This window comes from Falsarthrobacter nasiphocae, assembly GCF_031456275.1.
Taxonomy (GTDB): Bacteria; Actinomycetota; Actinomycetes; order Actinomycetales; family Micrococcaceae; genus Falsarthrobacter; species Falsarthrobacter nasiphocae.
The window spans coordinates 1,651,849-1,677,107 of the sequence record NZ_JAVDUI010000001.1 but is presented as its reverse complement, the minus strand read 5'-3'; the positions used below and the strand labels follow the sequence as shown (position 1 = coordinate 1,677,107).

Here is a 25,259-nt window from a genome sequence, read left to right as displayed (position 1 = left end):
TCCTTGTCGCAGACTGCAGTTTGGCTGTCCCCACGGCTGACGATCACTGTCCCCCCATAGGTCTTCGTTGTCAGGATAAAACGCGCCGATGCCCGAACGCCCCTCAGCTCACACTTGGTCCCGGTCCGCCGCTCGCAAGCTGATGCTCAGCGACGCCATCATGGTGTTCTTGGCCCTGACCACAGCCAACATCTGGCGCTTCGGCCTGACCCGCGAGCAGCTCCACGTGGACGAGACCGCCACCTCCTACTGGTCCGTGACGGCCATCATCGCCGTGGTCTGGTGGGTCTTCCTGGGTCTGTGGGGGTCCCGCTCACCCGGCATTCTCGGCCAGGGATTCGAGGAGTACAAGCGCACCGTCTCCGCAACGCTGTCTCTCTTCGGCGCCATCGCCATCCTGTCCTACCTCTCCCGCGTGGACACGTCCCGCGGCTACGTCGCCATCGCCCTCCCGGCAGGCCTGCTCCTCCTGCTCCTCTCGCGTGCGTTCTGGCGCCGGAGGCTCATCCAGGCGCGTCTCGCTGGCCACTGGAACTACCGAGTCATGCTCCTCGGCAGCCCGAGCAGCGTGCTCCACCTGCACTCGTCCCTGTCCGCCCATCCCCAGGCGGGATACGACCCGATCGTCGCGTACCTCCCCGGCTTCTCCCGGACCGCGCCGAACGGTGACGAGCTTCCCCTGCCCGTGGCCGGCACAAGCCTCCAGGTGGACGGCATTCTCGCCGCCATCGAGGACTACCGCCTCGACGCGGTGGCCATCTCCTCGAGCGCGTCACTGTCCCCGCGCGCCATCCGCCGGCTCGGATGGGAGCTCGCGGACCGCCACATCCGGCTGATCATGGCGCCCGCGCTGACCGACGTCGCCGGCCCCCGCATCCACACCCAGCCCATCGCCGGCCTGCCGCTCATCCACGTCTCGACTCCCCGCCTCAGCGGCATCAACGCATTCCTCAAGCGCTCCTTCGATGTCGTCCTCGCCTCGCTCGCGGCGATCCTCCTCTCCCCCGTCCTCATTGCCACGGCCCTCGCCGTCAAGCTGGACTCCCCGGGGCCTGTGGTCTTCAACCAGGAGCGAGTGGGCAAGAATGGCAAGCGCTTCCAGATGCACAAGTTCCGTTCGATGGTCACCGACGCGGAGACCAAGGTCTCGGCGCTCGCCCCCGAGACGGATGCGGGAAACGAGGTCCTCTTCAAGATCAAGGACGACCCGCGCATCACCCGCGTCGGCCGCTTCATCCGCCGCTACTCCATTGACGAGCTGCCCCAGATCCTCAATGTCCTCAAGGGCGAGATGAGCCTCGTGGGCCCGCGCCCACCGCTTCCGCGCGAGGTCGCGAAGTACGAGGACCATGTGCACCGCCGCCTCCTCGTCCAGCCGGGCATCACGGGCCTCTGGCAGGTCTCTGGGCGCTCGGACCTCTCCTGGAACGACACGGTCCGCCTGGACCTCTACTATGTCGAGAACTGGTCCCTCGCGCAGGACGTCCTCATCATCTTCAAGACGTTCCGGGCGGTCGTGGCGTCCAAGGGCGCGTACTAGCCTCCCTTCTCTGCACGACGACGGCGCCTGGCGGCCCCTCTCCCCCGCGGAGATCTACCCCTCGAGGATGACAACGGCCTGGGCTACGGGCTCGTCGTGCGTCAAGGAGACGTGCCACCGTGTGGCCCCGAGCTGAGCCGCCCGGTCCGCGCAGGTCCCCGTGAGGCGGATAACCGGGGGCTCGCCCCGGCCGCCCTCGATCACGGCGTCGTGCCACGCCAGGCCCCCGGGTGCGCCCAGCGCCTTGGCCAGTGCCTCCTTGGCGGCGAACCGGGCCGCCAGGGATCGGGCTGTGAGGCCCTCGCTCTCCTTCGCCGTGAAGAGCCGCCCGACCAGCGCGGGCGTGCGGCGGATCGTCTCCGCGAAGCGCTCGATGTTCACGACGTCGATGCCGATTCCCCGGATCACGATCTCCCCTTCCTGTGGTTCGCGTTCCCTGCCGTGCCCCGTCTGCGTGGGCTGCGGACTGCGCCACCCCATTCTGACACCCGGGCCGCACCACGGCGGCACCCCCACGGAAACGGCGCCCCCGCTCGCCCCTGGGCAGGGGCGGGCGGGAGCGCCGTCGTCGTTCTCTCTGAGGGAGGGCTACTCCACCGTGACCGACTTCGCGAGGTTGCGGGGCTGGTCCACGTCGTAGCCCTTCGCGCCGGCGAGGGCTGCCGCGAAGATCTGGAGCGGAACCGTCGCGAGGAGCGGTGCCAGGAGGGGCTGCGTCTCCGGGATGAAGAAGACCTCCTCGGCGTACGCCTTGACGGCCTCGTCCCCCTCCTCCGCGATGACAAAGGTGCGGGCGCCGCGGGCGCGGACTTCCTGGATGTTGGAGACGACCTTCGCGTGGAGCGAGTCGCGGCCGCGGGGTGACGGCACGACGATGAAGACCGGCTGGCCCTCTTCGATGAGCGCGATCGGGCCATGCTTGAGCTCGCCGGCAGCGAAGCCCTCCGCGTGGATGTAGGCGATCTCCTTGAGCTTCAGGGCACCCTCAAGGGCCACGGGGAAGCCGACGTGGCGGCCGAGGAAGAGCACGGAGTCCGCGTCCTTCATCGAGCGGGCCAGTTCGCGGATTGGGTCTGCGTTGTCGAGGACGGACTGGATCTTCGCGGGAATCTTGTTGAGGTCCGCGAGGATGTCCTTGATCTCGCCCTGGAACTTGTTGCCGCGCAGCTGGGCCAAGTACAGGCCGAGGAGGTAGGCGGCGACGATCTGCGCGAGGAACGCCTTCGTGGAAGCCACGGCGATCTCGGGTCCTGCATGCGTGTAGAGCACGGCATCGGACTCGCGCGGGATCGTGGAGCCGTTCGTGTTGCAGATGGCCATGGTGCGCGCGCCCTGTTCGCGGGCGTAGCGGACGGCCATGAGCGTGTCCATCGTCTCGCCGGACTGGGAGAGGGAGACGACGAGGGTCGTCGGCGTGATGATCGGCTCGCGGTAGCGGAACTCGTGTGCGAGCTCCACCTCGGTGGGAATGCGGCACCACGTCTCGATGGCGTACTTGGCAACGTGGCCTGCGTAGGCCGAGGTGCCGCAGGCGAGGACGATGATCTTGTCGATCTTCTTGAGCTCTTCGGGGTCGATCCGCATCTCGTCGAGCGTCAGGCGCCCGTCGATGTCCGAGCGGCCCAGGAGAGTCTGGAGCACGGCCTCGGGCTGGTCGTGGATCTCCTTCTCCATGAAGGAGGGGTAGCCGTCCTTCTCGGCGGCCGCCGCGTCCCAGTCGACCGTGAACTCCTTGCCCTGGGCGGGGCTGCCGAAGAAGTCGGTGATCTCAAAGGACTCGGGCGTGATGGTGACGACCTGGTCCTGCGCAAGCTCGACGGCCCGCTTGGTGAAGTCGATGAAGCCCGAGACGTCCGAGCCGAGGAAGTTCTCGCCCTCGCCGAGCCCGATGACGAGCGGCGAGTTGCGGCGGGAGGCGACGACGACGCCCGGGTGGTCCTTGTGGATGGCCAGAAGCGTGAAGGCACCCTCAAGGCGCTGGGACGTGAGCTGCATGGCCCGCGTCAGGTCACCCTCAGACTCCGTGTCGTAGACCTTGGCGAGGAGGGCGGCGGCCACCTCGGTGTCCGTCTCGGAGACGAACTCGACCCCGTCGGCCTCAAGCGCGGCCTTGTGCTCCGCGAAGTTCTCGATGATGCCGTTGTGGATGAGCGCGAGGCTGCCGCCGTCGACGACGTGCGGGTGCGCGTTCCGGTCCGTGGGGCCGCCGTGCGTGGCCCAGCGTGTGTGGCCGATGCCCGTGTACGCGACCGGGAGGGGGCTGGCCTCGAGCTCCGCCTCAAGGTTGGCGAGCTTGCCTGCCTTCTTGCGGCTCTCGATCCCCTGGTCCGTCAGGACGGCGACGCCCGCCGAGTCGTAACCACGGTATTCGAGGCGCCGAAGCCCTTCGATGAGCACGTCGAGAGCCGAGTGCTGGTGACTGTCCGCACTGCCTGCGGCGGGGGCGTTGCCCACATATCCAACGATTCCACACATACGAGTCATCCTAGCGGGTGCGGCGGGCCTCGTCCGTGGCCAGTCGCTGGGCGTGAGGCAGAATTGCGGAGTGACCTCCGAATCCGAACTTCTCTCCTCCCGTGCCCCGGGCAGCCAGGGCTTCACTCCCTTCGTGGAGCTGAGCCGCGAGGACTGGGCGCGCCTCTCCAACGACCTGGAGCAGCCCCTCGACGCTGCTGATATCGCGCATCTGCGAGGAACGGGAGACCGCCTGGACCTTCGCGAGGTGGCCGAGGTGTATCTCCCGCTCTCCCGCCTCCTCAACCTGTACGTCTCGGGCGCCGAGCAGCTCCACCGCGCCACGAGCACCTTCCTCAAGGACGACGTCGAGCGCACGCCGTTCGTCATCGGCGTAGCGGGCTCCGTGGCGGTCGGGAAGTCGACGACGGCGCGCGTGCTGCGCGAGCTCCTCCGCCGCTGGCCGGGGACGCCGAACGTCGAGCTCGTGACCACGGACGGCTTCCTCTACCCGAACGCCGAACTGGAGCGCCGGGGCCTCATGCAGCGCAAGGGCTTCCCCGAGTCGTACGACCGACGCCGCCTGCTGCGGTTCGTCAGCGAGGTCAAGTCCGGCGCGGACGAGGTGCGCGCACCTTGGTACAGCCATTTGACGTATGACATTGTCCCTGAGCGCGAGGTGATCGTCCGGCGGCCTGACGTCCTCATCGTCGAGGGCCTCAACGTGCTGGCACCCGCGAGGCTGCGCAGCGACGGGACGCAGGGGCTCGCCCTGAGCGACTTCTTCGACTTCTCGATCTACGTCGATGCCCCGACGGCCTCAATTGAACGGTGGTACATCGAGCGGTTCATGAAGCTCCGCAGCGGCGCCTTCAGCGACCCTGACTCCTACTTCCACCGCTATGCGACCCTCTCGGACGAGGAGGCCGCAGCGACGGCCAAGGGCATCTGGACGCGGATCAACGAGCCCAACCTGCGAGAGAACGTCATTCCGACGCGCGGACGCGCAAAACTCGTCCTCTCCAAGGGGCCGGACCACGGCATCCGGCGAATGCTCCTCCGCAAAACCTAGAGGCGACCTCCCGGAAGGCCGCACCCCCTCCCCATGATGTCCGACACATCCGCTGGAAAGGGCCCTAACAGCTTTCCTTCCTGCCCATAAGACTTTAAGCTGAGTGAATGCTTAAAGGATTCAAAGACTTCATCATGAAGGGCAACGTCGTCGACCTTGCCGTCGCCGTCATTCTTGGCGCCGCATTCAGCAAGGTCATCGACGCGCTTGTCGCGAACGTGCTCATGCCGCTCATCGCGCGCCTGTTCCAGTCCCCCAACTTCGACAGCTTCCTCGCATGGGGCGACGTCAAGGTTGGTGTGCTGCTCACCGCCATTATCAACTTCCTCATCGTCGCGGCGGCTCTGTACTTCGTCGTCGTCATGCCGATGAACAAGATGATCGAGCGCCGCAACCGCAAGCTCGGCATCAACCCGACCGAGGAAGAGGCAGACCCGCAGGTCGCTCTCCTCACGGAGATCCGCGACGCGCTTCGCACCCGCTGATCCCGCTGACCGCACCTAGCATCAGCGCGCTGCGGCGGCCATTCGCCCGGCTCGTCTGACGCAGGGACACAAAGGCGGCCCTCCCCAACCCGGGGAGGGCCGCCTTTTTTGCGTCTGTTCTGCCTCTGGCGGGCGCGGCCCGCATCAAGCAGGGCGGGCAACTGCCGACCCCAGCACCAGGGGCGGGCCGCCGGGCCCGCCCCTGGATTGCTCAGAGCGCCAGCTCGCGCCGGACCACGTCGGCGAGCTCGTCCGCTTTGGCCTGGGCCGTGTCCGCGTCGGGGGCCTCGACCATGACTCGCACGAGCTGCTCCGTGCCGGAGGCCCGCAGGAGGACGCGGCCCGTCTCGCCGAGCTCGGCCTCCACCGCCGCCACAGCGGACTGGACGGTCTCGTTGGAGGAGACGCGCGCCTTGTCCACGTCCTTGACGTTGATGAGGACCTGCGGCAGGCGCGTCATGAGCTGTGAGAGCTCCTTGAGGCTCTTGCCCGTCTGGGCCACGCGCGCGGCAATCTGCAGGCCGGTGAGGACGCCGTCGCCCGTCGTCGCGAAATCCGCAAAGATGACGTGGCCGGACTGCTCGCCGCCCAGGTTGAAGCCGCCGTCCCGCATGCCCTCAAGGACGTAGCGGTCCCCGACGGCCGTCTGCTTGACCGTGATCCCCGCCTCCGTGAGGGCGAGCTTGAGCCCAAGGTTGCTCATGACGGTGGCGACGAGCGTGTCGTCGGCGAGCTTGCCCGCCTCTTTGAGCGCGAGAGCGAGGATCGTCATGATCTGGTCGCCGTCCACGACCGTGCCCTCGTGGTCCACGGCAAGGCAGCGGTCGGCGTCGCCGTCGTGCGCAATGCCGAGGTCCGCGCCGTGCTCGACGACGGCCGCCTGAAGCTTCTCGAGGTGGGTGGACCCGTATCCCTCGTTGATGTTGATGCCGTTGGGCTCTGCGCCGATGACGATGACCTTGGCGCCCGCGTCCGTGAAGACCTCGGGCGAGCAGCCGCTTGCGGCCCCGTGCGCGCAGTCGAGGACGACGGTCAGGCCGTCGAGCCGGTGCGGAAGTGTGGAGAGAAGGTGGAGGACGTAGCGGTCCTCGGCGTCGGAGAAGCGGCGGATCTGACCGACGGCACCGCCGGTGGGACGCGGGGCCGGCTGCTCAAGCTGTGCCTCGATGCGGTCCTCCAGCTCGTCGGAGAGCTTCTTGCCGCCGCGGGCCAGGAACTTGATGCCGTTGTCCGGGGCCGGGTTGTGCGAGGCAGAGATCATGACGCCGAAGTCCGCGTCGAGGTCCGCCACGAGGAAGGCGGTGGCCGGCGTGGGAAGGACGCCCGCGTCGTAGACGTCCACGCCGCTCGCTGCGAGTCCCGCCTCGATCGCGGCGGAGATGAACTCGCCGCTGATGCGGGGGTCGCGGGCGACGACGGCGACGGGCCGCTCGCGCTTCGACTCCTCCCGCCCCAGGACCACGGCAGCAGCCTGAGCCAGGCCCATCGCCAATTCTGGCGTGATGAGCTCGTTCGCTTTTCCTCGCACGCCATCCGTGCCAAATAACCTAGTCATCGGCTATATCCTAGGCCGTTTGGGCGTGTTCGCGCGACGCCGGCGGGCAGGGAGCGCCCGCGTCTGAGCCGCCGCGGCCCGGTCCCGTGCGGCGTCGGGGCGGGCGCCGGGGCGCCGTCGCGGATCAGCGCACCTGTGAGGCCGCCTCACGGTCCAGGAGGACGAGGACGCTCGGATGAGATCGAAGCGCCGTGGCCGGGCAGTGCTCCCCCACGGGCCCCTGAATCATGGCGGACACAGCCTCGGCCTTGCCCGCACCGCTGGCCACGAGAACAATCTGCCGCGCCTCCCGAATGGTCCCGATCCCCTGAGTGAGACACTCCTGTGGGACGTCCTCGATTCGGCCGCCGAAGAACCTCGCGTTGTCCCGCCGGGTGCGTTCGTCGAGCCTCTGCCTGCGCGTCCGGCTCTGGAACGAGGAGCCCGGCTCATTGAACCCAATATGCCCATTTGCCCCGATGCCCAGGATCTGGATGTCGACGCCCCCTGCGGCCTGGATGGCCCGCTCGTAGGCACGGCACTCGGCGTCGGCATTCCTCGCCCCACCGTCCAGGACGTGCACGCGCGCGGGATCCAGCCCGAGCGGTCGTGTGACCTCCCGGTCCACCACGCTCCTGTAGCTCTGCGGGTGCGCGGGATCGAGGCCAAGGTACTCGTCGAGGGCGAAGGCCGTGACGCGGCGGGGGTCGAACCGGGCCTCGGCGGACGCGCGGGCCAGGCTCGCGTACAGGTGCTCAGGGCTTGACCCCGTGGCCAGTCCCAGCACGGGATCGGGGCGAGACGCGAGGGCGTCGATGACCGCTCGGGACCCCGTCTCGCCGGCGGCCTCTGCGCTGTCCTCGACGATGATCTCCATGCGGCGCATTTTACCGGCCAGGGGTGAACGGGCGCCCCCGGGCGTCCGCACCGCCGCGGGGCTAGAATCAGGGCGCAGGGGCCCGCGCCCCGGAATCCTCGTGGAAAGGCGCCTCGTGAACGTGCTCCCCCTTCAGGACGCCCTCCGCGCGCAGGGCACCCTTGAGCCGCCGCGTTCCAGCGCCCCACGCACCTCCACCGAGCCCCCCGCTGCGCGCGTCCTCGTGCACTCCGGGCGGCCGTGGACCGCGGGGGCTCCGGAGTGGGCGCTCGTGGAGGAGGGCGTGATCGTCCGCAGCGGCGTGGGCTCGGGCTGGCGGGATGCGGCCTTCCGGCACGACGACGGCCTTGCGGTGCTCGACGCCGGCGGGATGACCCTGACGCCGGCCTTCGTCGACAACCACGTGCACGGGGCGGCCGGCTGCTCATTCGAGGACCCGGACGGGCATCGGGCGATTGCGGCCGAGCACGCTCGTCACGGGACGGCCGCCCTCACGGCGTCACTCGTTGCAGCCCCTCCCGCCTCGCTTGAGATCTCAGCCGCGAGGATCGCCGCCGCGCGAGCCGAGATTCCCTCGCTCGCTGGCATCCACTTCGAGGGCCCCTGCCTCTCCCGGCTGCACAAGGGCGCGCACGCGGAGCACGCGCTGATCCGCCCCACTCGCGCCCTCGCGGAGCGGCTCCTGGAGGCCTCCGCCGGAGCACTCCGACAGGTCACACTGGCCCCCGAGCTCGACGAAGGGCTCGTCGTCACTCGATACCTCGTCTCGCAGGGGGTTCGTGTGGCGGTGGGCCACACCGACGCCGACTACGACACGGCGCGGGCCGCGTTCGACGCGGGGGCCAGTATTCTCACCCACGCCTTCAACGCCATGCGAGGGCTGCACCATCGCGCCCCGGGCCCCATCGCCGCGGCGCTCGACTCCTCCCACGTCACGGTGGAGCTCATCGCGGACGGGATCCACGTCCACCCGCCGATGGCTCGCCTGCTCTTCGCGTCGGCGCCCGGCCGGATCGCGCTCATCACCGACGCCATGGCGGCGACGGGGCGCCCCGACGGCCACTACCTGCTCGGAGGGCTCGGCGTCACCGTGCGGGAGGGGGTGGCCCGCCTCGACGAGGGCGGCGCCATCGCCGGCAGCACCCTCACCATGGACCGAGCTGTGCTCAACGTCATGGACTGGGGCGTTCCAGCGGAGGAGGCTGTACGGGCGGCGACCGTCACGCCTGCTGCCGCGCTCGGCCTGGATCGCGTTCCCGGTTTCGAGGGAGCTGGTCTTCTTGTCCCGGGGAGCCCCGCGCCCCTTCTCCTGGGCTGAGCCGGCCGCGCCCCACCGCGGGCAGGACGCCGCCCACACTGAGTTCGAGGGAGACGGCCCTCCAAGGGGGGATCCGAGTTAACCGCTTAATTGATCCTCAGGCCCCGGTGCGCTGCACCGGGTCCCCGAACGCGGGAAGGCCCCGCCACTTCCGTGACGGGGCCTTCCTGTGAAGCGCGAGGATTTAGCGCTTCGAGTACTGCGGAGCCTTGCGGGCCTTCTTGAGGCCTGCCTTCTTGCGCTCGATGACGCGAGCGTCGCGCGTCAGGTAGCCGGCCTTCTTGAGCGCCGGGCGGTTGTTCTCCCGGTCGATCTCGTTGAGGGCACGGGCAATGCCCAGGCGAAGCGCGCCGGCCTGGCCGGAGGGGCCGCCGCCGTCGATGCGGGCGAGGACGTCGTACGCGCCATCAAGCTCAAGGAGCTTGAACGGCTCGTTGACATCCTGCTGGTGCAGCTTGTTCGGGAAGTAGTCAGCCAGCTCGCGGCCGTTGATCTTCCACTGGCCCGAGCCGGGCACGAGGCGGACGCGGGCGATAGCCTGCTTGCGGCGCCCAACGGCCCCGCCGCCGACCGTCAGCTCGCCGCGCTCGCGCTTGGCTGCCGAGGCGGACTGCTCCGGGGACTCGGACGTGTAGCTGGTCAGCTGCTCTTCGGTGTTCTCTACGAGCTCTTCAGTGTTCTGAGCCACGGTGTCTCCTTGATTCTCTGGTTACTGGGTGGCCAGGACTACTGAGCGACCTGGGTGATCTCAAAGGCCTTGGGCTGCTGAGCAGCGTGCGGGTGCGTGGGACCCGCGTAGACCTTGAGCTTGGACATGAAGACGTCGTTGAGCTTGTTCTTCGGGAGCATGCCGCGAACAGCCTTCTCGACGGCGCGAGTCGGGTGCTTGGCAAGCATCTCGGTGTAGTTCATCGACGAGAGGCCGCCCGGGTAACCCGAGTGGCGGTAGGCCCGCTTCTGCTCGAGCTTGGAGCCGGTGAGGGCAACCTTCTCGGCGTTGATGATGATGACGAAGTCGCCCATGTCCTGGTGGGGAGCAAAGGTCGGCTTGTGCTTACCGCGCAGCAGGGTCGCGGTGTGGGTGGCAAGACGGCCGAGAACGACGTCAGTGGCGTCGATGACGTGCCACTGGCGGTCTGCGTCGCCGGGCTTCGGAGTGTACGTACGCACAGTTATTGCCTTACGTTGTTGTTGACGGTGGCCGCGGGCCCGTGAGAGGACCCGAGGCTGAGATCGCTTCGATCAGTGCGTAGGACGTCCGCGAACTCAGGTGAGGACTGAGCCCGCCGCCGCACCCTGGCTAACGGCACCGATCCGCCACGGCTACACGACCCTGCAACTGGGCCACCGGCGGAGGTTCTGCCGAAACAGGACACGCACAACGACTCTCCATCTTACCGCACTCCCCCACTTCCGCCCAAGTCGGGCGTCCGCAGGGCGCGCGTGACGGCATTGCGGGCCGCCAGCTCGGCGTCCGGCGGGTAGGAAATCCCCTCCAGAACCAGACCGTGCGGCGGCGCCATGGCGGGCACGGGCCCCTGCCACTGCCCCGCGAGCCGTGCCGCGATCCGCTCAGGTCCGCTCTCCCCCCGGCCGACGACGGCGAGGGCCGCCACGATCATCCTGATCATGTGATGACAGAACGCGTCCGCGGTGATCCTCACCTGGACGAGGCCGTCCGCACCGCGCCCCACGGCGGCCGACGTGACGCCGCGGATCGTCGTCGCCCCTTCCCTCGGCTTGCAGAAGGAGGCGAAGTCATGGACGCCCGCGAGCAGGCGAGCAGCCGAGGCCATGGCGTCAATGTCGAGCCGCTCGGGCACCCACCAGGCCGTGTGCCGGCTGACGGGGTCCCACGCGCTCCGGTCGTCGGCGATGCGGTAGGAGTAGGTCCGGTCCAGCGCCGAGAAGCGGGCGTCAAACGCCGGGTGCGCCTGCGCTGCCCTCTGGACGACGACGGAGCCGCGGAGTGACCCGAGGACCCGCGCCAAGGTCCCGTCGAGCCGCCGCACGAGAGCCGCCTCGAGACCGTCCGGTGAACGTCCGATCACGCGCCCGGCCTGCTCCTCCGTGAGGTCGAAGTGGACCACCTGGTGCCGCGCGTGGACACCAGCATCCGTGCGGCCGGCCACCACGACGCGGACGGGCGCGCGCACGATCATCTCCAAAGCGTCCTCCAGGGTCTCCTGGACGGTGCGCAGGCCCGGCTGGCGGGCCCAGCCGTGGAACTCGGTGCCGTCGTAGCCGAGCGTGAGCGCGATCCGAATCACGCGATCCTCCTCATGAGGTCTCCGGGGCGGGGTGGTGTGCGGGCGAGTCCGAGCAGGGAGGCATGGGCTCGAAGCGCAGACGCCGAAGGCGCGCTCCGTCTGGGACGAAACGCGCCTTCGGGCGGGACGGCGGCGTCAGGCCGCCGAGAGCACGTGCTACTCGGCCTCGGTGGCCTCAGCCGGCTGCTCGGCGTTCTGCTCGGCAGGCTTCTCAGCGGCAGCCTTCGTGGCGTTGGACGCCTCGCGGACCACAGCCTGCTTCGGGGACACGGGCTCGAGAACGAGCTCGATGACCGCCATGGGGGCGTTGTCGCCCGCGCGGTTGCCGATCTTCGTGATGCGCGTGTAGCCGCCCTCGCGCTGCGCCATGGCCGGAGCGATCTCGTCGAAGAGCTCGCGAACGACGAGCTTGTCGGAGATCGAGCGGAGAACGCGGCGGCGAGCCGCCAGGTCGCCGCGCTTGGCGAACGTGATGAAGCGCTCGGCGACGGGGCGAAGGCGCTTGGCCTTCGTCACGGTCGTCGTGATGCGCTTGTGCTCGAAGAGCTGGGCGGAAAGGTTCGCGAGCATGAGACGCTCGTGCGCCGGTCCGCCTCCGAGGCGGGGACCCTTAGTGGGCGTAGGCATGGTATTTCTCCTTGTTGTACTCCGCGAGGCGCCTCAGCGCCCGGGAAACCGATGTGGTGGCGTCGAGCAGGCCGTCTACTGGAGCTCGTCGTTGTTGCTGAAGACCGATTCCTCTTCGATCTCCTGCGCACGAGCGGCGAGATCGAACCCTGGAGGCGAGTCCTTGAGGGCGAGGCCGAGCTCAACGAGCTTGTCCTTGACCTCGTCGATGGACTTGGCACCGAAGTTGCGGATGTCCATGAGGTCTGCCTCGGAGCGGGAGACAAGCTCGCCAACCGAGTGGATGCCCTCACGCTTGAGGCAGTTGTACGAGCGCACCGAGAGCTCAAGCTCCTCGATGGGCAGCGCCAGGTCTGCCTGCGCGGACTGGTCCACGGGGCTCGGGCCGATCTCGATGCCCTCAGCGGCGGTGTTCAGCTCGCGAGCCAGGCTGAACAGCTCCACGAGGGTGGAGCCCGCCGAGGCGATGGCGTCCCGCGGGGAGATGGCGGCCTTGGTCTCGACGTCGACGATGAGCTTGTCGAAGTCGGTCCGCTGCTCGACGCGAGTCGCCTCGACGCGGAACGTCACCTTGAGAACGGGCGAGTAGATCGAGTCAACCGGGATGCGGCCGATCTCCTGATCTGCGGACTTGTTGAGAGCCGCCGAGACGTAGCCGCGGCCGCGCTCGATGGTGATCTCCAGCTCAAAGCGGCCCTTGTCGTTGAGGGTCGCGATGTGCAGGTCCGGGTTGTGGATCTCGACGCCGGCGGGCGGCGCGATGTCCGCTGCCGTGACGACGCCGGGGCCCTGCTTGCGCAGGTAGGCGACGACGGGCTCGTCGTGCTCAGACGAGACCGACAGGTTCTTGATGTTGAGGACGATCTCGGTGACGTCCTCCTTGACACCCTCGACAGTGCTGAACTCGTGGAGCACGCCGTCCAGGCGGATGCTCGTGACAGCGGCCCCCGGGATCGAGGAGAGCAGGGTGCGGCGGAGGGAGTTTCCGAGCGTGTAGCCGAAGCCGGGCTCGAGCGGCTCGATGGTGAACCGCGAACGGTTCTCTGACACGACTTCTTCAGTCAGCGTGGGGCGCTGTGCAATGAGCACGTGGTCTTCCTTTCGGCGTGCGTCCGCTATATGACGCAACACAAGTGGTGGAAAGGTCTGACGGCGTGGCACCGTCTGGCGGGCGCATCACCCGCCGGGCTCAGCCCTGGCTGTCAGGGTTGAGGACACCGGCGGGTGACACGGACTGAGGAAACTAGCCGCGGCGGCGCTTCGGCGGGCGGCAGCCGTTGTGAGCGCTCGGCGTGACGTCCTGGATCGTGCCGATCTCAAGGCCCGTGGCCTGGAGGGAGCGGATCGCCGTCTCGCGGCCCGAGCCCGGGCCCTTGACGAAGACGTCGACCTTGCGGACGCCGTGATCCTGAGCCTTCTTGGCTGCGGACTCGGCGGCCATCTGAGCGGCGTACGGGGTCGACTTGCGCGAACCCTTGAAGCCGACCTCGCCCGAGGAGGACGAGGAGATGACGGCACCGGTGGTGTCCGTGATCGAGACGATCGTGTTGTTGAACGTGCTCTTGATGTGCGCCTGGCCCATCGAGATGTTCTTCTTGTCCTTGCGGCGCGGCTTGCGGACCGCTGCGCGGGTCTTCGGGGGCATATCTCTCCTACGAAATCTTGGGTCTTGGTGCGACTGCCTGGTCCATCACCGTGGTCATCCCTCGAGCGAGGGGTGACACGACGGGGAGGATCAGCGGCCGGCCTTCTTCTTGCCTGCGACGGTGCGCTTCGGGCCCTTGCGGGTACGAGCGTTGGTCTTGGTGCGCTGGCCGCGCACGGGAAGGCCGCGGCGGTGGCGGAGGCCCTCGTAGGAGCCGATCTCGACCTTGCGGCGGATATCGGCGGAGACCTCGCGGCGGAGGTCGCCCTCGACCTTGAAGTTGCCCTCAATGTAGTCGCGGAGCTGAACGAGCTGCTCGTCCGTCAGATCCTTCACGCGGATGTCGCGGGAAATGCCCGTCTCCGCGAGCGTCTGCTCTGCACGGGTCTTGCCCACGCCGTAGATGTAAGTAAGCGCAATGACGACCCGCTTCTCGCGCGGGATGTCAACGCCAGCCAGACGTGCCATATGGCAGTCCTCCTTGGTTGTTCAAACGGAGGTGTGTAGCAAGACATCCGGATCCGTGGATCCGGCCCCGGCCTCCGCACCGGGGGTGTGTGTTGACGCGCTCCAACACTGTCTTGCCTTGAATGGTGATACGACGCGTGGGCGGCGAACGGGCTGGCTCATGGCCAGCGGGCGTTCGGCCCGGGTGCGCAGCACTCGGCCTTCAGGCCGAACGCTGCCTACTTGTAGCGGTAGACGATCCGGCCGCGGCTGAGGTCGTAGGGGCTGAGCTCCACGACGACCCGGTCCTCCGGGAGGATGCGGATGTAGTGCTGCCGCATCTTGCCTGAGATGTGGGCCAGCACGATGTGCCCGTTGCTCAGTTCAACGCGGAACATCGCGTTGGGGAGAGCCTCGGTTACCGTGCCCTCGGTCTCAATGACGCCGTCCTTCTTGGCCATGTCCTCCGCTAACGTTGGGGTTTGGCGGCTCAGGCCGCCCTGGGGTTCGCGCTCCAGCCGGGGCCGCAGCGCGGGGTGCCGTAAGCCGCGTTCGGACGCACGCACGCGCACGCCAGACTTCACGGAGAGACACCCAACGTCTCACTATATCCCATGGCCACCCCGCAAGCCACCCCCGCTGGCCCGCGGTGGACGGGAGGGGCTGCCCCGGCGTCGCGCACCTGACCCGCGCTGGAACTCTGCGTGAACACTCCGTTCCTGGCCCCGAATCCCCCCTAGCCCCCCTCCCACAGGTGATGAGATACATCCTGGCGCGCCACTCGGCGCCGCCCCGGCGGGCTGACCCACACCCGCCCGCATTCCGCCAGCGGAGCCCCCGGCCGCGCGATCTCGTCTTCAGGAGCACACCCGTGGCTTCCACCTCCGCACCTCCGAGGCGCCCGGCGCCCTCGCGGGCCGAGCAGCCAGCTCGACCGTCGCAGCGCCCGCGGCCTCGCCGGCTCTCCGGCTCCCCGGGCCGCCGCACGATGGCCGCCTGGCTCACGTTCGCCTCGTTCGTCCTCCCGAACCTCGCGCTCATCGTCGCGTTCACGTATGTGCCGCTCGTGCAGAACATCGGCTTCTCCACGCTCGACTGGCCATTCGGCTCGGACTCAGCGACCCGGATCGGGCTCGGCAACTACGTCGAGTTCTTCACGAGCGAGTCCGGCCAGGACGTCTGGCGCCGCACCGCCATCTTCACCGCGGCCACCGTGGGCGGCTCCATGGTGCTCGGCCTCACCCTGGCCCTGCTGCTCAACTCAAAGGTGCGCGGCCAGGGCTTCTTCCGCGCCACCGTGTTCGCGCCCTACGTCCTCTCCGGCGTCGGTGTCGGCCTCGTGGCTCTCTTCGTCTTCAACCCGACGTATGGCCTCCTGGCGCAGGTCATGCGGGTCCTGGGCTTCGCGTCTCCCCAGTGGATCCTCAACCCGGACCTGTCGCTCCTCATGGTGATCATCGTCTACGTGTGGAAGAACGCGGGCTACTGCGCGCTCGTGTACCTCGCCGGGCTGCAGGGCATCAACCAGGACGTCCTCGACGCCGCGGCCCTCGACGGGGCCTCTCCCGCCCGGGGCTTCTTCTCCATCACGCTGCCGCTGCTCAGCCCCACGACGTTCTTCCTCCTCGTGACCACCCTGCTCAACTCGCTCCAGGCCTTCGACCTGCTGCGGACCATCAAGCCCTCCGGCGACGGGGTCAACACGCTCATCTTCGAGAGCTACATCCAGGTGTTCGGCGGCCCGGGCCGTGCGGGCTACTCGGCGGCGATCTCCGTGGTCCTCTTCGTCGTCCTCCTCGTCGTCACCCTCGCCCAGCTGCGCTTCGTCGAGAAGAAGGTGCACTACTCATGAGCCGTTCCGCACGCATGGCGGCGCCCAGCCGCACTCCCGGCCTCGTAGGCACGTACCTCGCCCTCGGGCTGGCGGTCCTCATCATCGTCCTGCCGCTGCTCATCATGGTGTTCGGGTCCTTCATGCCCGCGAAGGACATCGTCACGCTGATGCCTCACCTCCTGCCCTCGGAGTGGACGATGGACAACTACAGGAAGGTCTCCGGCCACGTCCCGCTCGGCCGCCTCCTGCTCAACTCCCTCGCCGTCACGGCCATCGGCACAGCCATCAAGGTCTTCCTGGCGCTGACCACGGCCTACGCGCTCGTGTTCATCAACGTCCGGTTCAAAGGCGTCATCTTCGCGCTGATCCTCGTGGCCCTCATGGTGCCGCCTCAGGTGTCGATGCTCCCGAACTACCAGCTCATCTCAAGCATGGGCGGCGTCAACACGCTCTGGGGCATCATCCTGCCGGGCCTGGGCACGGCATTCGGCACCTTCCTCTTGAGGCAGCAGTTCCTGAGCATCCCGGCCTCGGTCATGGAGGCCGCTGAGCTCGACGGCGCGAGCCACCTCCGGCGCCTCTTCCAGATCGCGGCCCCCGTCTCCCTCCCGACCATCGCGACCGTCACCCTCGTGACACTCGTCAACGAGTGGAACGACTACCTCTGGCCCCTCGTCATCACGAACGACCCCCAGAACATGACCCTCCCCGTGGGGCTCGCCTACCTGCAGTCCGCCGAGTCCTCGGCCGGCGGCTACGGCATCCTCATGGCCGGCGCGGTGCTCGTGATCGTGCCCGTCCTCGTCGTCTTCACCCTCCTCCAGCGCAATATCGTCGCTGGACTCACGCGCGGGTCAGTCACCGGCTGATTGCCCTGCCCGACGGCGGCCTGGCGGACCGCGGCCGCCGTCGTCGACCTCAACCCGATTCCAGGCTCCATGCGCACCCAGCAGTTCACCCCTCCCACCGAAGGACACACCATGAAGAACGTCACCCGACGCACCGTCTTGTCGCTCAGCGCCGCCGGCGCCGCCGCCGCCTTCCTCTCCGCATGTGGAGGCCCCTCCACGTCCGGCGGGGGCTCCTCCGCCGCTCCCACGGCCGCGAGCCTCGAGGGGGTCAAGCCCGCAAGCGAGATCCAGTTCTGGAGCAACCACCCCGGCCAGTCCAGCGAGATCGAGAAGTCGATCATCGCAGCGTTCGAGAAGGCCAACCCGGGCATCAAGGTCAAGCTCATCACCGCCGGAAAGAACTACGAGGAGGTGTACCAGAAGTTCAACACGGCCTATGCGAGCGGCAACGCGGGCGACGTCGTCGTGGCCTCGGACGCGACCTGGTTCAAGTACTTCCTCAACAAGCAGATCATCCCGCTGGACGACCTCTTCGCGAGCCAGAAGTTCGACGTCGAGGACTTCCGCACGGCCCTCCTCGAGGACTACAACTACAAGGGCAAGCACTACGGTGTGCCGTACTCCCGCTCCACCCCGGTCTTCTACTACAACAAGGACCACTTCAAGGCCGCCGGCCTCCCAGACCGCGCCCCGAAGACGTGGCAGGAGCTCGCCGAGTGGGCCCCGAAGCTCAAGGCCGCCAGCACGAAGGCCCAGCAGGTGTTCACGGTCCCGGACGCCGAGAGCTACAACGCGTGGACCCTCCAGAATGTCATCTGGGGCTACGGGGGCGGGTTCTCCAAGGATGGGGACTTCGCCCTCACGAAGTCCCCTGAGACCAAGGAGGCCGTGTCCTTCCTTCAGAAGGCCATCCACGGGGACAAGTGGGCCGCCATCGGCTCCGGCGAGCCGGCCGACCTCTTCACGTCCGGCGCCACCTCCACCGTCGTCGCGTCGACGGGCTCCCTCAAGGGCATCCTCTCCGCCGCGACGTTCAACGTGGGCGTGGGCTTCCTTCCCGGCGGGCCGAAGGAGACGGACAAGATCGTCCCCACGGGCGGCGCCGGCGTCGCGATCAACGCGAAGGCCTCCCCCGAGCGCCAGCTCGCCGCCGCGATGTTCATCAAGTTCCTCACCAACGCCGAGAATGCCGCCGCGTTCTCCAAGGCCACCGGCTACCTTCCGACGCGGACCTCAGCTGACATGAAGGACGCCATTCAGGCCACCCCCCAGCTCAAGATCGCCATCGACCAGCTGGAGAAGACGCGCCCCCAGGACGACGCGCGCGTGTTCCTCCCGGGCGGCGACCTCGAGCTCGCCAAGGCCCTCCAGGGCATGCTCACGGCGGACTCGGACCCGCAGCCCAACCTTGACGCCCTCTCCACGAAGCTGGAGGGCATCTACAACAAGGAGCTCAAGCCGCGGCTCGGCTGAGCGCGCATGCGGTGGACGGGCCACGGCTGAGCGCGCCTCCGCGAGGCGCGGCGGGGTCTGAAGGCCCCGACCGCAGAGAGGAGAAGGCCCCGACCGTATGGTCGGGGCCTTCCTGGTGCCGCCGTGGCGGGCGGCTTCCTGCTGGGGGCGTCCTTTACTCCGACAGGGGCACGGGCGTCACGCCCAGCGGCTTGAGCCGGGCGGCCCCGCCGTCGTGCGCCGTGAGGACCCAGATCCCCCGGCTGTGCACGGCGACCGTGTGCTCCCACTGCGAGGCGCGGGAGCCGTCCGTGGTGACCACGGTCCAGTCGTCATCCAGCGTCACCGTGTCGATGCCGCCGCGGACGAGCATCGGCTCGATCGCCAGGCACAGGCCCGGGCGCACCTTGGCGCCCTTGTGGCCCGTCCGGTAGTTGAGGACGTCAGGCGGCTGATGCATCGCGGTGCCGATGCCGTGGCCGACATAGTCCTCCAGGATGCCGAGCGGAGCGCCGGGCTGCGAGGAGACGAAGTCGTCGATCGCATCTCCGATGTCGCCGACATGCGAGGCGCTGGCCAGCGCCGCGATCCCCTGCCACATGGCGTCCTCGGTGACCTGAGAGAGCCTCCGGTCCTCCGGGTCCCCCTCGCCGACGATGACCGTGCGCGCGGAGTCCGCATGCCACCCGTTGACGATCGCGCCGCCGTCAATGGAGAGGATGTCGCCCTCCTCGAGGACGCGCCCGCCGGGGATGCCGTGGACCACTTCCTCATTGACGGAGACGCAGATCGTGGCAGGGAACCCGTGGTAGCCCAGGAAGTTGCTCTGGGCACCGTGCGCGTCGAGGACGCCCCGGAAGACTCCGTCGAGGTCTGCGGTGGTGATGCCGGGCCGCACAGCCGCCACGGCCGCGTCGAGCGCCTCGGCCAGGACGAGCCCGGCGCGGCGCATGGAGAGAATCTGGTCGTCGGTCTTGTACTCGATCCGCTGCCGGCCGAACATCGGCTACGCGCCGTGCTCGCGGAGCGCCGCGAGGATCCGAGCCGTGACCTCTGAGATCTCGCCCAAGCCGTCGACCTGCACGAGCAGACCGCGATCCCGGTAGACGTCCACGAGCGGCTTGGTCTCCTTGGCGTAGAGCGCGAGGCGGTGCTCAATGACCTCAGCCGTGTCGTCCGCCCGTCCCTCCTGCTCAGCACGACCGAGGAGACGCTTGACGAGCTCCTCGTTGTCGGCCGTGAGCTGGAGAACAATGTCGAGCTTCGTGCCGAGCTTCTCAAGCATCGCGTCGAGGGCGTCGACCTGCCCGCGCGTGCGGGGGTAGCCGTCCAAGAGGAAGCCGTCGGCGACGTCGTCCTGAGCCAGGCGATCCGCGACCATCGAGTTCGTCACGGAATCGGGGACGAAGTCTCCCGCGTCGATGTACTTCTTCGCCTCGACGCCGAGGGGGGTGCCCTCCTTGACGTTGAAGCGGAAGATGTCACCCGTGGAAATGGCGACGATGCCGAGCGAATCCGTGATCCGTGCAGCCTGGGTTCCCTTGCCGGACCCAGGCGGACCGATGATGAGCATGCGTGTCATCGCAACAACCCTTCGTAATGACGCTGCTGGAGCTGCGCGTCGATCTGCTTGACGGTTTCCAGTCCGACGCCGACCATGATGAGGATCGACGTGCCGCCGAACGGGAAGTTCTGATTAGCGCCGACCCACACAAGGGCGACGAGAGGCACAGCCGCGATCAGACCCAGGTACAGAGCACCCGGCAGAGTGATCCGGCTGATGACGTGCGAGAGGTACTGGGCCGTGGGTCGGCCCGCACGCACGCCGGGGATAAACCCTCCGTACTTCGTCATGTTGTCGGCAACCTCGTCGGGGTTGAACGTGATCGTGACGTAGAAGTACGTGAAGAAGATGATGAGGAGGAAGTACACGGCCATGTACACGGGGTGGTCACCGCGGACAAGGTAGGTGTTGATCCACTGAACCCATCCCGGCGGAGTCTCACCGGGACCGGTGGGCGTGTTGAACTGCGCAAGGAGCGACGGCAGGTACAGCATCGACGAAGCGAAGATGACCGGGATGACGCCCGCCATGTTGACCTTGAGCGGGATGTAGGTCGTCGTGCCACCGTAGGACCGGCGCCCGATCATGCGCTTGGCGTACTGGACCGGGATGCGCCTCTGCGACTGCTCGACGAACACGACGCCCACGACGATGGCCAGGCCGATGACGAGGACGAGTGTGAAGACGCCCCAGCCCTTGGCCTTGATGATGGCGTCCATGGCCGCAGGGAAGCCGGAGGCGATGGAGATGAAGATCAGCAGCGACATGCCGTTGCCGACGCCCCGCTCCGTGATGAGCTCGCCCATCCACATCATGAGGGCCGTACCCGCAGTCAGCGTGATGATCATGAGGAGGATCGTCACGATGTCATCGTTGGGGATCACGGGCAGGGGGCACTGGTGGTTGAAGAGCGCACCAGTGCGGGCCGTGGTGATGAGCGTCGTTGCATTGAGGATGCCGAGCGCAATGGTCAGGTACCGCGTCCACTGGGTCAGCTTCGCCTGGCCCGTCTGCCCCTCCTCATGGAGCTCCTGGAAGCGAGGGATGATGACGCGCAGAAGCTGAACGATGATGCTCGCCGTGATGTACGGCATGATGCCGAGCGCGAAGATCGAGACTTGAAGGAGCGCTCCGCCGGAGAACAGGTTGACGAATTGGTAAGCGCCGCCCTGGGTGACATTCATGTTCAGGCACTGCTGCACGTTCTCGTAGCTCACGCCCGGCGCGGGGATGAAGACACCCAGCCGGTAGATCGCAAGGATCAACAGCGTGAACAAGAGCTTGCGGCGCAAGTCCTGCGTTCGGAATGCACGGCCGATAGCGGTCAGCAAGCGTCCTCCTCAGACGTAAAACAGGTGGCGGACACGGCCGCTCCAGTAGGGTGCCCGTGCCTGGCACGGACCCAAGACAAGTAGTCTACCGGGCCTGCCCCAGGGGCGCTTTCACTCTGGGGATAACTGTCGTTGCCCGGATGCAAGGACGACCCCCGCTCCTCATGAGACGAGGAGCGGGGGTCGCAGTGCTTCGCCCGGCGAGCCGGGACCGGAGGCTCTGTTTAGAGCTCGCCGGTGATCGAGCCGCCAGCGGCGGTGATCTTCTGCTCAGCCGAAGCGGAGAAGGCGTGAACCTTCACGTCGACCTTGACGTTGATCTCGCCGGATCCGAGGACCTTGACGAGCTCGTTCTTGCGCACGGCACCCTTGGCGACGAGATCGTCGACCGTGATGGTGCCGCCCTCCGGGAAGAGCTCCTGGATGCGGTCAAGGTTGACCACCTGGAACTCGACACGGAACGGGTTCTTGAAGCCGCGAAGCTTCGGAAGGCGCATGTGCAGCGGAAGCTGCCCGCCTGCGAACCCGGCCTTGACCTGGTAACGAGCCTTCGTGCCCTTGGTGCCGCGGCCAGCCGTCTTGCCCTTGGAGCCCTCGCCACGACCCACGCGGGTCTTGGCCTTCTTGGCTCCAGGCGCCGGACGGAGGTGGTGCACCTTGAGCGCGTGCTCAGTGGTGTTCTCTGCCATTGTTACTTCGCCTCCTCGACCTGCACGAGGTGGGAAACAGTGTTGACCATGCCGACCGTCACGGCGTCAGCCTTGCGCACAACGGTGTCACCGATGTGCTTGAGGCCGAGCGACCGCAGCGTGTCGCGCTGGTTCTGCTTTCCGCCGATGCCGGAACGAATCTGAGTGATCTCGATGTTCGCGTCGTTTGCGACCAGTCGCTTAGCCATGGTCACGCACCTGCCTTTTCGTTCTGCATCGCCCGAAGGATGGACGCGGGAACGACCTCGTCGAGGGCAAGCCCGCGGCGCGCGGCAACAGCTGCCGGCTCCTCGAGGCCCTGGAGCGCCGCGACCGTCGCGTGGACGATGTTGATCGCGTTCGAGGAACCCAGCGACTTCGAGAGGACGTCGTGGATGCCAGCGCACTCGAGCACGGCGCGGACGGGACCACCGGCGATAACACCGGTACCCGGCGATGCCGGACGCAGGAGCACGACGCCGGCAGCGGCCTCGCCCTGGACGATGTGCGGGATGGTGCCGCCGATGCGGGGGACCCGGAAGAAGGACTTCTTGGCCTCCTCGACCGCCTTGGCGATCGCGGCGGGAACTTCCTTGGCCTTGCCGTAGCCGACACCGACCATGCCGTTGCCGTCACCGACGACGACGAGGGCGGTGAAGCTGAAACGCCGGCCGCCCTTGACGACCTTGGCGACACGGTTGATGGTCACGACGCGCTCAAGGAACTTGTCCTTGTCGTCGTTGCCACGGCTGTCGCGGGAATCGCGGCCACCACGGCCACCCTCACGACGTCCGCCGCGCTCGCCGCCCCGGCCGCCGTCACGGCGAGCGCCGCGACGATCCTCGGAGCCGGAGTTGGCCGTAGCCGCTTCAGTTGCCTCAGCAGCGTTTGCTTCAGTCACCTGAGTTTCCTTTTCGTTGGTTGCTTCGCTCACAGTGCCAGACCGCCTTCACGTGCGCCCTCGGCCACCGCGGCCACACGGCCGTGGTAGCGGTTGCCGCCGCGGTCGAAGACGACCGCCTCGACGCCCGCAGCCTTTGCGCGCTCGGCAACGAGCTCACCGACGCGCTTGGCCTTGGCCGACTTGTCGCCGTCGAAGCCGCGCAGGTCGGCTTCCATCGTCGACGCGGAGGCCACGGTCACGCCGCGGGAGTCGTCGACGACCTGCACGAACATGTGACGTGCGGAGCGGTTGACGACGAGACGCGGCCGTGCAGCCGTGCCCGCGATGCGCTTGCGGATGCGAAGCTGACGGCGCGAACGCGCAGCCTGCTTGTTCTTCGTGTTGCGCTTCTTGTTGATGTTGATCGCCATGGTTACTTACCAGCCTTTCCGACCTTGCGGCGGATCTGCTCGCCGGCGTAACGGACACCCTTGCCCTTGTACGGGTCCGGCTTGCGGAGCTTGCGCACGTTGGCGGAAACCTCGCCGACCTGCTGCTTGCTGATGCCAGACACGCTGAACTTCGTCGGGCTCTCGACCGTGAAGGTGATGCCTTCCGGAGCCTTGACGGTGATCGGGTGCGAGTATCCGAGAGCGAACTCCAGGTCCTGGCCCTTGGCCTGGACGCGGTAGCCCGTTCCGACGATCTCGAGCTTCTTTTCGTATCCCTGGGTCACGCCGATGATCAGGTTGTTGATCAGCGAACGCGTGAGGCCGTGGAGCGAGCGGGACTCGCGCTGGTCGTCGGGGCGAGACACCTGGAGGGTGTTCTCGTCCAGCGCGACCGTGATCGGCGAAGCAACCGTGTGCTCCAGGGTGCCCTTCGGGCCCTTGACGGTGACGAGGTTGCCCTCGACCTTGACCTCAACGCCGGCGGGAACCGAGATGGGGAGACGTCCAATGCGGGACATTGTTTATTCCTTTCCCTTGTTCCCTGATTACCAAACGTAGGCGAGGACTTCTCCGCCCACGCCCTTCTTGGCAGCCTGGCGGTCAGTGAGGAGACCGGAGGACGTGGACAGGATTGCGATGCCGAGGCCGCCCAGAACGTGCGGGAGGTTCGTCGACTTCGCGTAGACACGCAGGCCGGGCTTCGAGATGCGGCGGATGCCGGCAATCGAACGCTCGCGCTGCGGGCCGAACTTGAGCTGGAGGGTGAGCGTCTTGCCGACCTCAGCCTCTTCCTCGCTCCAGTCCTTGATGTAACCCTCGGCCTTGAGGATGTCCGCAACACGTGCCTTCAGCTTGCTGAACGGCATGGAAACGGACTCGTGGTATGCCGAGTTTGCGTTGCGCAGACGCGTCAACATGTCTGCGACGGGATCTGTCATGGTCATGACGGGGCCTTAGCCCTTCCTCATAACGGTTTCCGCGGTTCGCGCGGACCTGTTACGTAGTGGTTTAGTTCTCGGTCTTGAACGGGAAGCCCAGCGCCTTGAGGAGCGCGCGGCCTTCGTCGTCGGTCTTGGCGGTCGTGACAACCGTGATGTCCATGCCGCGCACGCGGTCGATCTTGTCCTGATCGATCTCGTGGAACATGGACTGCTCGGTCAAACCGAACGTGTAGTTGCCGTTGCCGTCAAACTGCTTGCCCGAGAGGCCGCGGAAGTCGCGGATACGCGGGAGAGCAAGGGTCACCAGACGGTCGACGAACTCCCACATGCGGTCGCCACGAAGCGTCACGTGGGCGCCAATGGGCATACCCTCGCGGAGCTTGAACTGGGCGATCGACTTGCGGGCCTTGGTCACCATCGGCTTCTGGCCGGTGATGGCCGTGAGGTCGCGAACAGCACCCTCGATGAGCTTCGAGTCCTTGGCGGCGTCGCCGACACCCATGTTCACGACAACCTTGACCAGGCCGGGGACCTGGTTGACGTTGACGTAGTTGAACTCGCTCTGGAGGGACTCACGGATCTCACCGGCGTACTTGGACTTCAGGCGCGGCGCGACTGCGGTGGTCTCAGACATCAGAGATCCTTTCCAGTGGCCTTGGAGACGCGGATGCGGACGGTCTTCTGCTTGCCGTCGCGCGTCACGGTCTCGAGTCGGTAGCCGACGCGGGTCGGCTTCTTGGTCTCGGGGTCAACGAGAGCCACGTTGGAGACATGGATCGGGGCCTCGACCTCGATGATGCCGCCTTCCGTGGAGCCCGCGGCCGTCTGGCCGGCGCGCACGTGCTTCTTGACGCGGTTGATGCCCTCGACGAGGACGCGGTTCTCCTTGGGAAGGACCTGGAGGACCTTGCCCTGCTTGCCGCGGTCTCCCCCACGCTCGGCCTTTGCGCCGGTGATCACCTGGACGAGATCGCCCTTCTTGATCTTTGCCAT

General features: G+C 67.4%; 30 protein-coding genes. 7 read left to right on the top strand and 23 right to left on the bottom strand.

Features of this window, described 5'->3' with window-relative positions; all coding sequences use genetic code 11:
- Positions 1 to 142: 142 nt before the first annotated feature.
- Positions 143 to 1,540 (top strand): sugar transferase, encoded by a 1,398-nt coding sequence (locus J2S35_RS07605; protein WP_309851769.1) that lies wholly within the window; start codon positions 143 to 145, stop codon positions 1,538 to 1,540.
- 54 nt (positions 1,541 to 1,594) lie between these two features.
- On the opposite strand, the gene J2S35_RS07600 is transcribed toward J2S35_RS07605, so the two are convergent.
- Together J2S35_RS07600 and glmS are read right to left on the bottom strand one after the other, a co-directional pair.
- Complete coding sequence (locus J2S35_RS07600; protein ID WP_309851767.1) at positions 1,595 to 1,948, bottom strand: holo-ACP synthase; 354 nt, start codon at positions 1,946 to 1,948, stop codon at positions 1,595 to 1,597.
- A 180-nt stretch (positions 1,949 to 2,128) separates the two neighbouring features.
- Entirely contained in the window at positions 2,129 to 4,015 is a 1,887-nt protein-coding gene (gene glmS, locus J2S35_RS07595) for a glutamine--fructose-6-phosphate transaminase (isomerizing) (protein WP_309851763.1), read from the bottom strand.
- A 70-nt stretch (positions 4,016 to 4,085) separates the two neighbouring features.
- Between glmS and coaA the strand changes: the two genes are divergently transcribed.
- Both coaA and mscL read left to right on the top strand, forming a co-directional pair.
- Complete coding sequence (coaA, locus tag J2S35_RS07590; protein ID WP_309851760.1) at positions 4,086 to 5,066, top strand: type I pantothenate kinase; 981 nt, start codon at positions 4,086 to 4,088, stop codon at positions 5,064 to 5,066.
- A gap of 107 nt (positions 5,067 to 5,173) precedes the next feature.
- Entirely contained in the window at positions 5,174 to 5,551 is a 378-nt protein-coding gene (mscL, locus tag J2S35_RS07585) for a large conductance mechanosensitive channel protein MscL (protein WP_309851757.1), read from the top strand.
- A gap of 211 nt (positions 5,552 to 5,762) precedes the next feature.
- Here the strand turns inward: mscL and glmM are convergent, their stop codons facing one another.
- Together glmM and J2S35_RS07575 are read right to left on the bottom strand one after the other, a co-directional pair.
- Entirely contained in the window at positions 5,763 to 7,106 is a 1,344-nt protein-coding gene (gene glmM, locus J2S35_RS07580) for a phosphoglucosamine mutase (RefSeq protein ID WP_309851755.1), read from the bottom strand.
- Positions 7,107 to 7,230: 124 nt separating this feature from the next.
- Entirely contained in the window at positions 7,231 to 7,962 is a 732-nt protein-coding gene (locus tag J2S35_RS07575; protein WP_309851752.1) for a glucosamine-6-phosphate deaminase, read from the bottom strand.
- Between the two features lie 115 nt (positions 7,963 to 8,077).
- Here J2S35_RS07575 and J2S35_RS07570 point away from each other — a divergent pair, with 115 nt between their 5' ends.
- Positions 8,078 to 9,280, top strand: coding sequence for an N-acetylglucosamine-6-phosphate deacetylase (locus tag J2S35_RS07570; RefSeq protein ID WP_309851750.1), 1,203 nt, complete (start codon positions 8,078 to 8,080; stop codon positions 9,278 to 9,280).
- 184 nt (positions 9,281 to 9,464) lie between these two features.
- On the opposite strand, the gene rpsI is transcribed toward J2S35_RS07570, so the two are convergent.
- The 8 genes from rpsI to infA form a co-directional block, all read right to left on the bottom strand.
- Positions 9,465 to 9,968, bottom strand: a complete 504-nt coding sequence (rpsI, locus tag J2S35_RS07565) for a 30S ribosomal protein S9 (RefSeq protein ID WP_309851748.1) — start codon at positions 9,966 to 9,968, stop codon at positions 9,465 to 9,467.
- Positions 9,969 to 10,006: 38 nt separating this feature from the next.
- Complete coding sequence (gene rplM, locus J2S35_RS07560; protein WP_309851746.1) at positions 10,007 to 10,450, bottom strand: 50S ribosomal protein L13; 444 nt, start codon at positions 10,448 to 10,450, stop codon at positions 10,007 to 10,009.
- Positions 10,451 to 10,674: 224 nt separating this feature from the next.
- A complete protein-coding gene (gene truA / locus J2S35_RS07555; protein WP_309851744.1) occupies positions 10,675 to 11,550 on the bottom strand; it encodes a tRNA pseudouridine(38-40) synthase TruA in 876 nt (291 codons plus the stop codon).
- A gap of 156 nt (positions 11,551 to 11,706) precedes the next feature.
- Positions 11,707 to 12,177: a 50S ribosomal protein L17 gene (gene rplQ, locus J2S35_RS07550; protein WP_309851742.1), complete on the bottom strand. Its 471-nt coding sequence runs from the start codon at positions 12,175 to 12,177 to the stop codon at positions 11,707 to 11,709.
- Between the two features lie 75 nt (positions 12,178 to 12,252).
- Positions 12,253 to 13,266: a DNA-directed RNA polymerase subunit alpha gene (locus J2S35_RS07545; protein WP_309851740.1), complete on the bottom strand. Its 1,014-nt coding sequence runs from the start codon at positions 13,264 to 13,266 to the stop codon at positions 12,253 to 12,255.
- Positions 13,267 to 13,420: 154 nt separating this feature from the next.
- A complete protein-coding gene (rpsK, locus tag J2S35_RS07540; protein WP_226337795.1) occupies positions 13,421 to 13,822 on the bottom strand; it encodes a 30S ribosomal protein S11 in 402 nt (133 codons plus the stop codon).
- Between the two features lie 90 nt (positions 13,823 to 13,912).
- A complete protein-coding gene (rpsM, locus tag J2S35_RS07535; protein ID WP_309851738.1) occupies positions 13,913 to 14,290 on the bottom strand; it encodes a 30S ribosomal protein S13 in 378 nt (125 codons plus the stop codon).
- A gap of 218 nt (positions 14,291 to 14,508) precedes the next feature.
- Positions 14,509 to 14,730, bottom strand: a complete 222-nt coding sequence (gene infA / locus J2S35_RS07530; protein WP_309851736.1) for a translation initiation factor IF-1 — start codon at positions 14,728 to 14,730, stop codon at positions 14,509 to 14,511.
- Between the two features lie 527 nt (positions 14,731 to 15,257).
- Between infA and J2S35_RS07525 the strand changes: the two genes are divergently transcribed.
- The 3 genes from J2S35_RS07525 (at position 15,258) to J2S35_RS07515 (ending at position 18,427) form a co-directional block, all read left to right on the top strand.
- Positions 15,258 to 16,121: a carbohydrate ABC transporter permease gene (locus J2S35_RS07525; protein ID WP_309853081.1), complete on the top strand. Its 864-nt coding sequence runs from the start codon at positions 15,258 to 15,260 to the stop codon at positions 16,119 to 16,121.
- On the top strand, positions 16,118 to 16,972 hold the full coding sequence (locus J2S35_RS07520) for a carbohydrate ABC transporter permease (RefSeq protein WP_309851734.1): 855 nt from the start codon (positions 16,118 to 16,120) through the stop codon (positions 16,970 to 16,972). The genes J2S35_RS07525 and J2S35_RS07520 overlap by 4 nt, the downstream gene beginning before the upstream one ends.
- A gap of 111 nt (positions 16,973 to 17,083) precedes the next feature.
- The gene (locus tag J2S35_RS07515) at positions 17,084 to 18,427 is read left to right on the top strand and encodes an ABC transporter substrate-binding protein (protein WP_309851732.1); all 1,344 of its coding nucleotides are present in this window, start codon (positions 17,084 to 17,086) and stop codon (positions 18,425 to 18,427) included.
- Positions 18,428 to 18,581: 154 nt separating this feature from the next.
- Here the strand turns inward: J2S35_RS07515 and map are convergent, their stop codons facing one another.
- From map to rplX, 11 genes are all read right to left on the bottom strand, one after another.
- Positions 18,582 to 19,409: a type I methionyl aminopeptidase gene (gene map, locus J2S35_RS07510; RefSeq protein WP_309851730.1), complete on the bottom strand. Its 828-nt coding sequence runs from the start codon at positions 19,407 to 19,409 to the stop codon at positions 18,582 to 18,584.
- Between the two features lie 3 nt (positions 19,410 to 19,412).
- Positions 19,413 to 19,988, bottom strand: coding sequence for an adenylate kinase (locus J2S35_RS07505; protein WP_309851727.1), 576 nt, complete (start codon positions 19,986 to 19,988; stop codon positions 19,413 to 19,415).
- Positions 19,985 to 21,301: a preprotein translocase subunit SecY gene (secY, locus tag J2S35_RS07500; protein WP_309851725.1), complete on the bottom strand. Its 1,317-nt coding sequence runs from the start codon at positions 21,299 to 21,301 to the stop codon at positions 19,985 to 19,987. Before secY ends, J2S35_RS07505 begins: the two co-directional genes overlap by 4 nt.
- Positions 21,302 to 21,525: 224 nt before the next feature.
- On the bottom strand, positions 21,526 to 21,990 hold the full coding sequence (gene rplO / locus J2S35_RS07495) for a 50S ribosomal protein L15 (protein ID WP_309851723.1): 465 nt from the start codon (positions 21,988 to 21,990) through the stop codon (positions 21,526 to 21,528).
- Between the two features lie 2 nt (positions 21,991 to 21,992).
- The gene (rpmD, locus tag J2S35_RS07490) at positions 21,993 to 22,199 is read right to left on the bottom strand and encodes a 50S ribosomal protein L30 (protein ID WP_309851721.1); all 207 of its coding nucleotides are present in this window, start codon (positions 22,197 to 22,199) and stop codon (positions 21,993 to 21,995) included.
- Positions 22,200 to 22,201: 2 nt separating this feature from the next.
- The gene (rpsE, locus tag J2S35_RS07485) at positions 22,202 to 22,891 is read right to left on the bottom strand and encodes a 30S ribosomal protein S5 (protein ID WP_309851719.1); all 690 of its coding nucleotides are present in this window, start codon (positions 22,889 to 22,891) and stop codon (positions 22,202 to 22,204) included.
- Positions 22,892 to 22,920: 29 nt separating this feature from the next.
- Entirely contained in the window at positions 22,921 to 23,304 is a 384-nt protein-coding gene (gene rplR, locus J2S35_RS07480; RefSeq protein ID WP_309851714.1) for a 50S ribosomal protein L18, read from the bottom strand.
- Between the two features lie 2 nt (positions 23,305 to 23,306).
- Complete coding sequence (gene rplF / locus J2S35_RS07475; RefSeq protein WP_309851712.1) at positions 23,307 to 23,843, bottom strand: 50S ribosomal protein L6; 537 nt, start codon at positions 23,841 to 23,843, stop codon at positions 23,307 to 23,309.
- Between the two features lie 27 nt (positions 23,844 to 23,870).
- Positions 23,871 to 24,269 (bottom strand): 30S ribosomal protein S8, encoded by a 399-nt coding sequence (gene rpsH / locus J2S35_RS07470; RefSeq protein ID WP_309851709.1) that lies wholly within the window; start codon positions 24,267 to 24,269, stop codon positions 23,871 to 23,873.
- A gap of 64 nt (positions 24,270 to 24,333) precedes the next feature.
- Positions 24,334 to 24,900, bottom strand: coding sequence for a 50S ribosomal protein L5 (rplE, locus tag J2S35_RS07465; protein ID WP_309851707.1), 567 nt, complete (start codon positions 24,898 to 24,900; stop codon positions 24,334 to 24,336).
- On the bottom strand, positions 24,900 to 25,259 hold the full coding sequence (gene rplX, locus J2S35_RS07460; RefSeq protein WP_309851704.1) for a 50S ribosomal protein L24: 360 nt from the start codon (positions 25,257 to 25,259) through the stop codon (positions 24,900 to 24,902). The genes rplE and rplX overlap by 1 nt, the downstream gene beginning before the upstream one ends.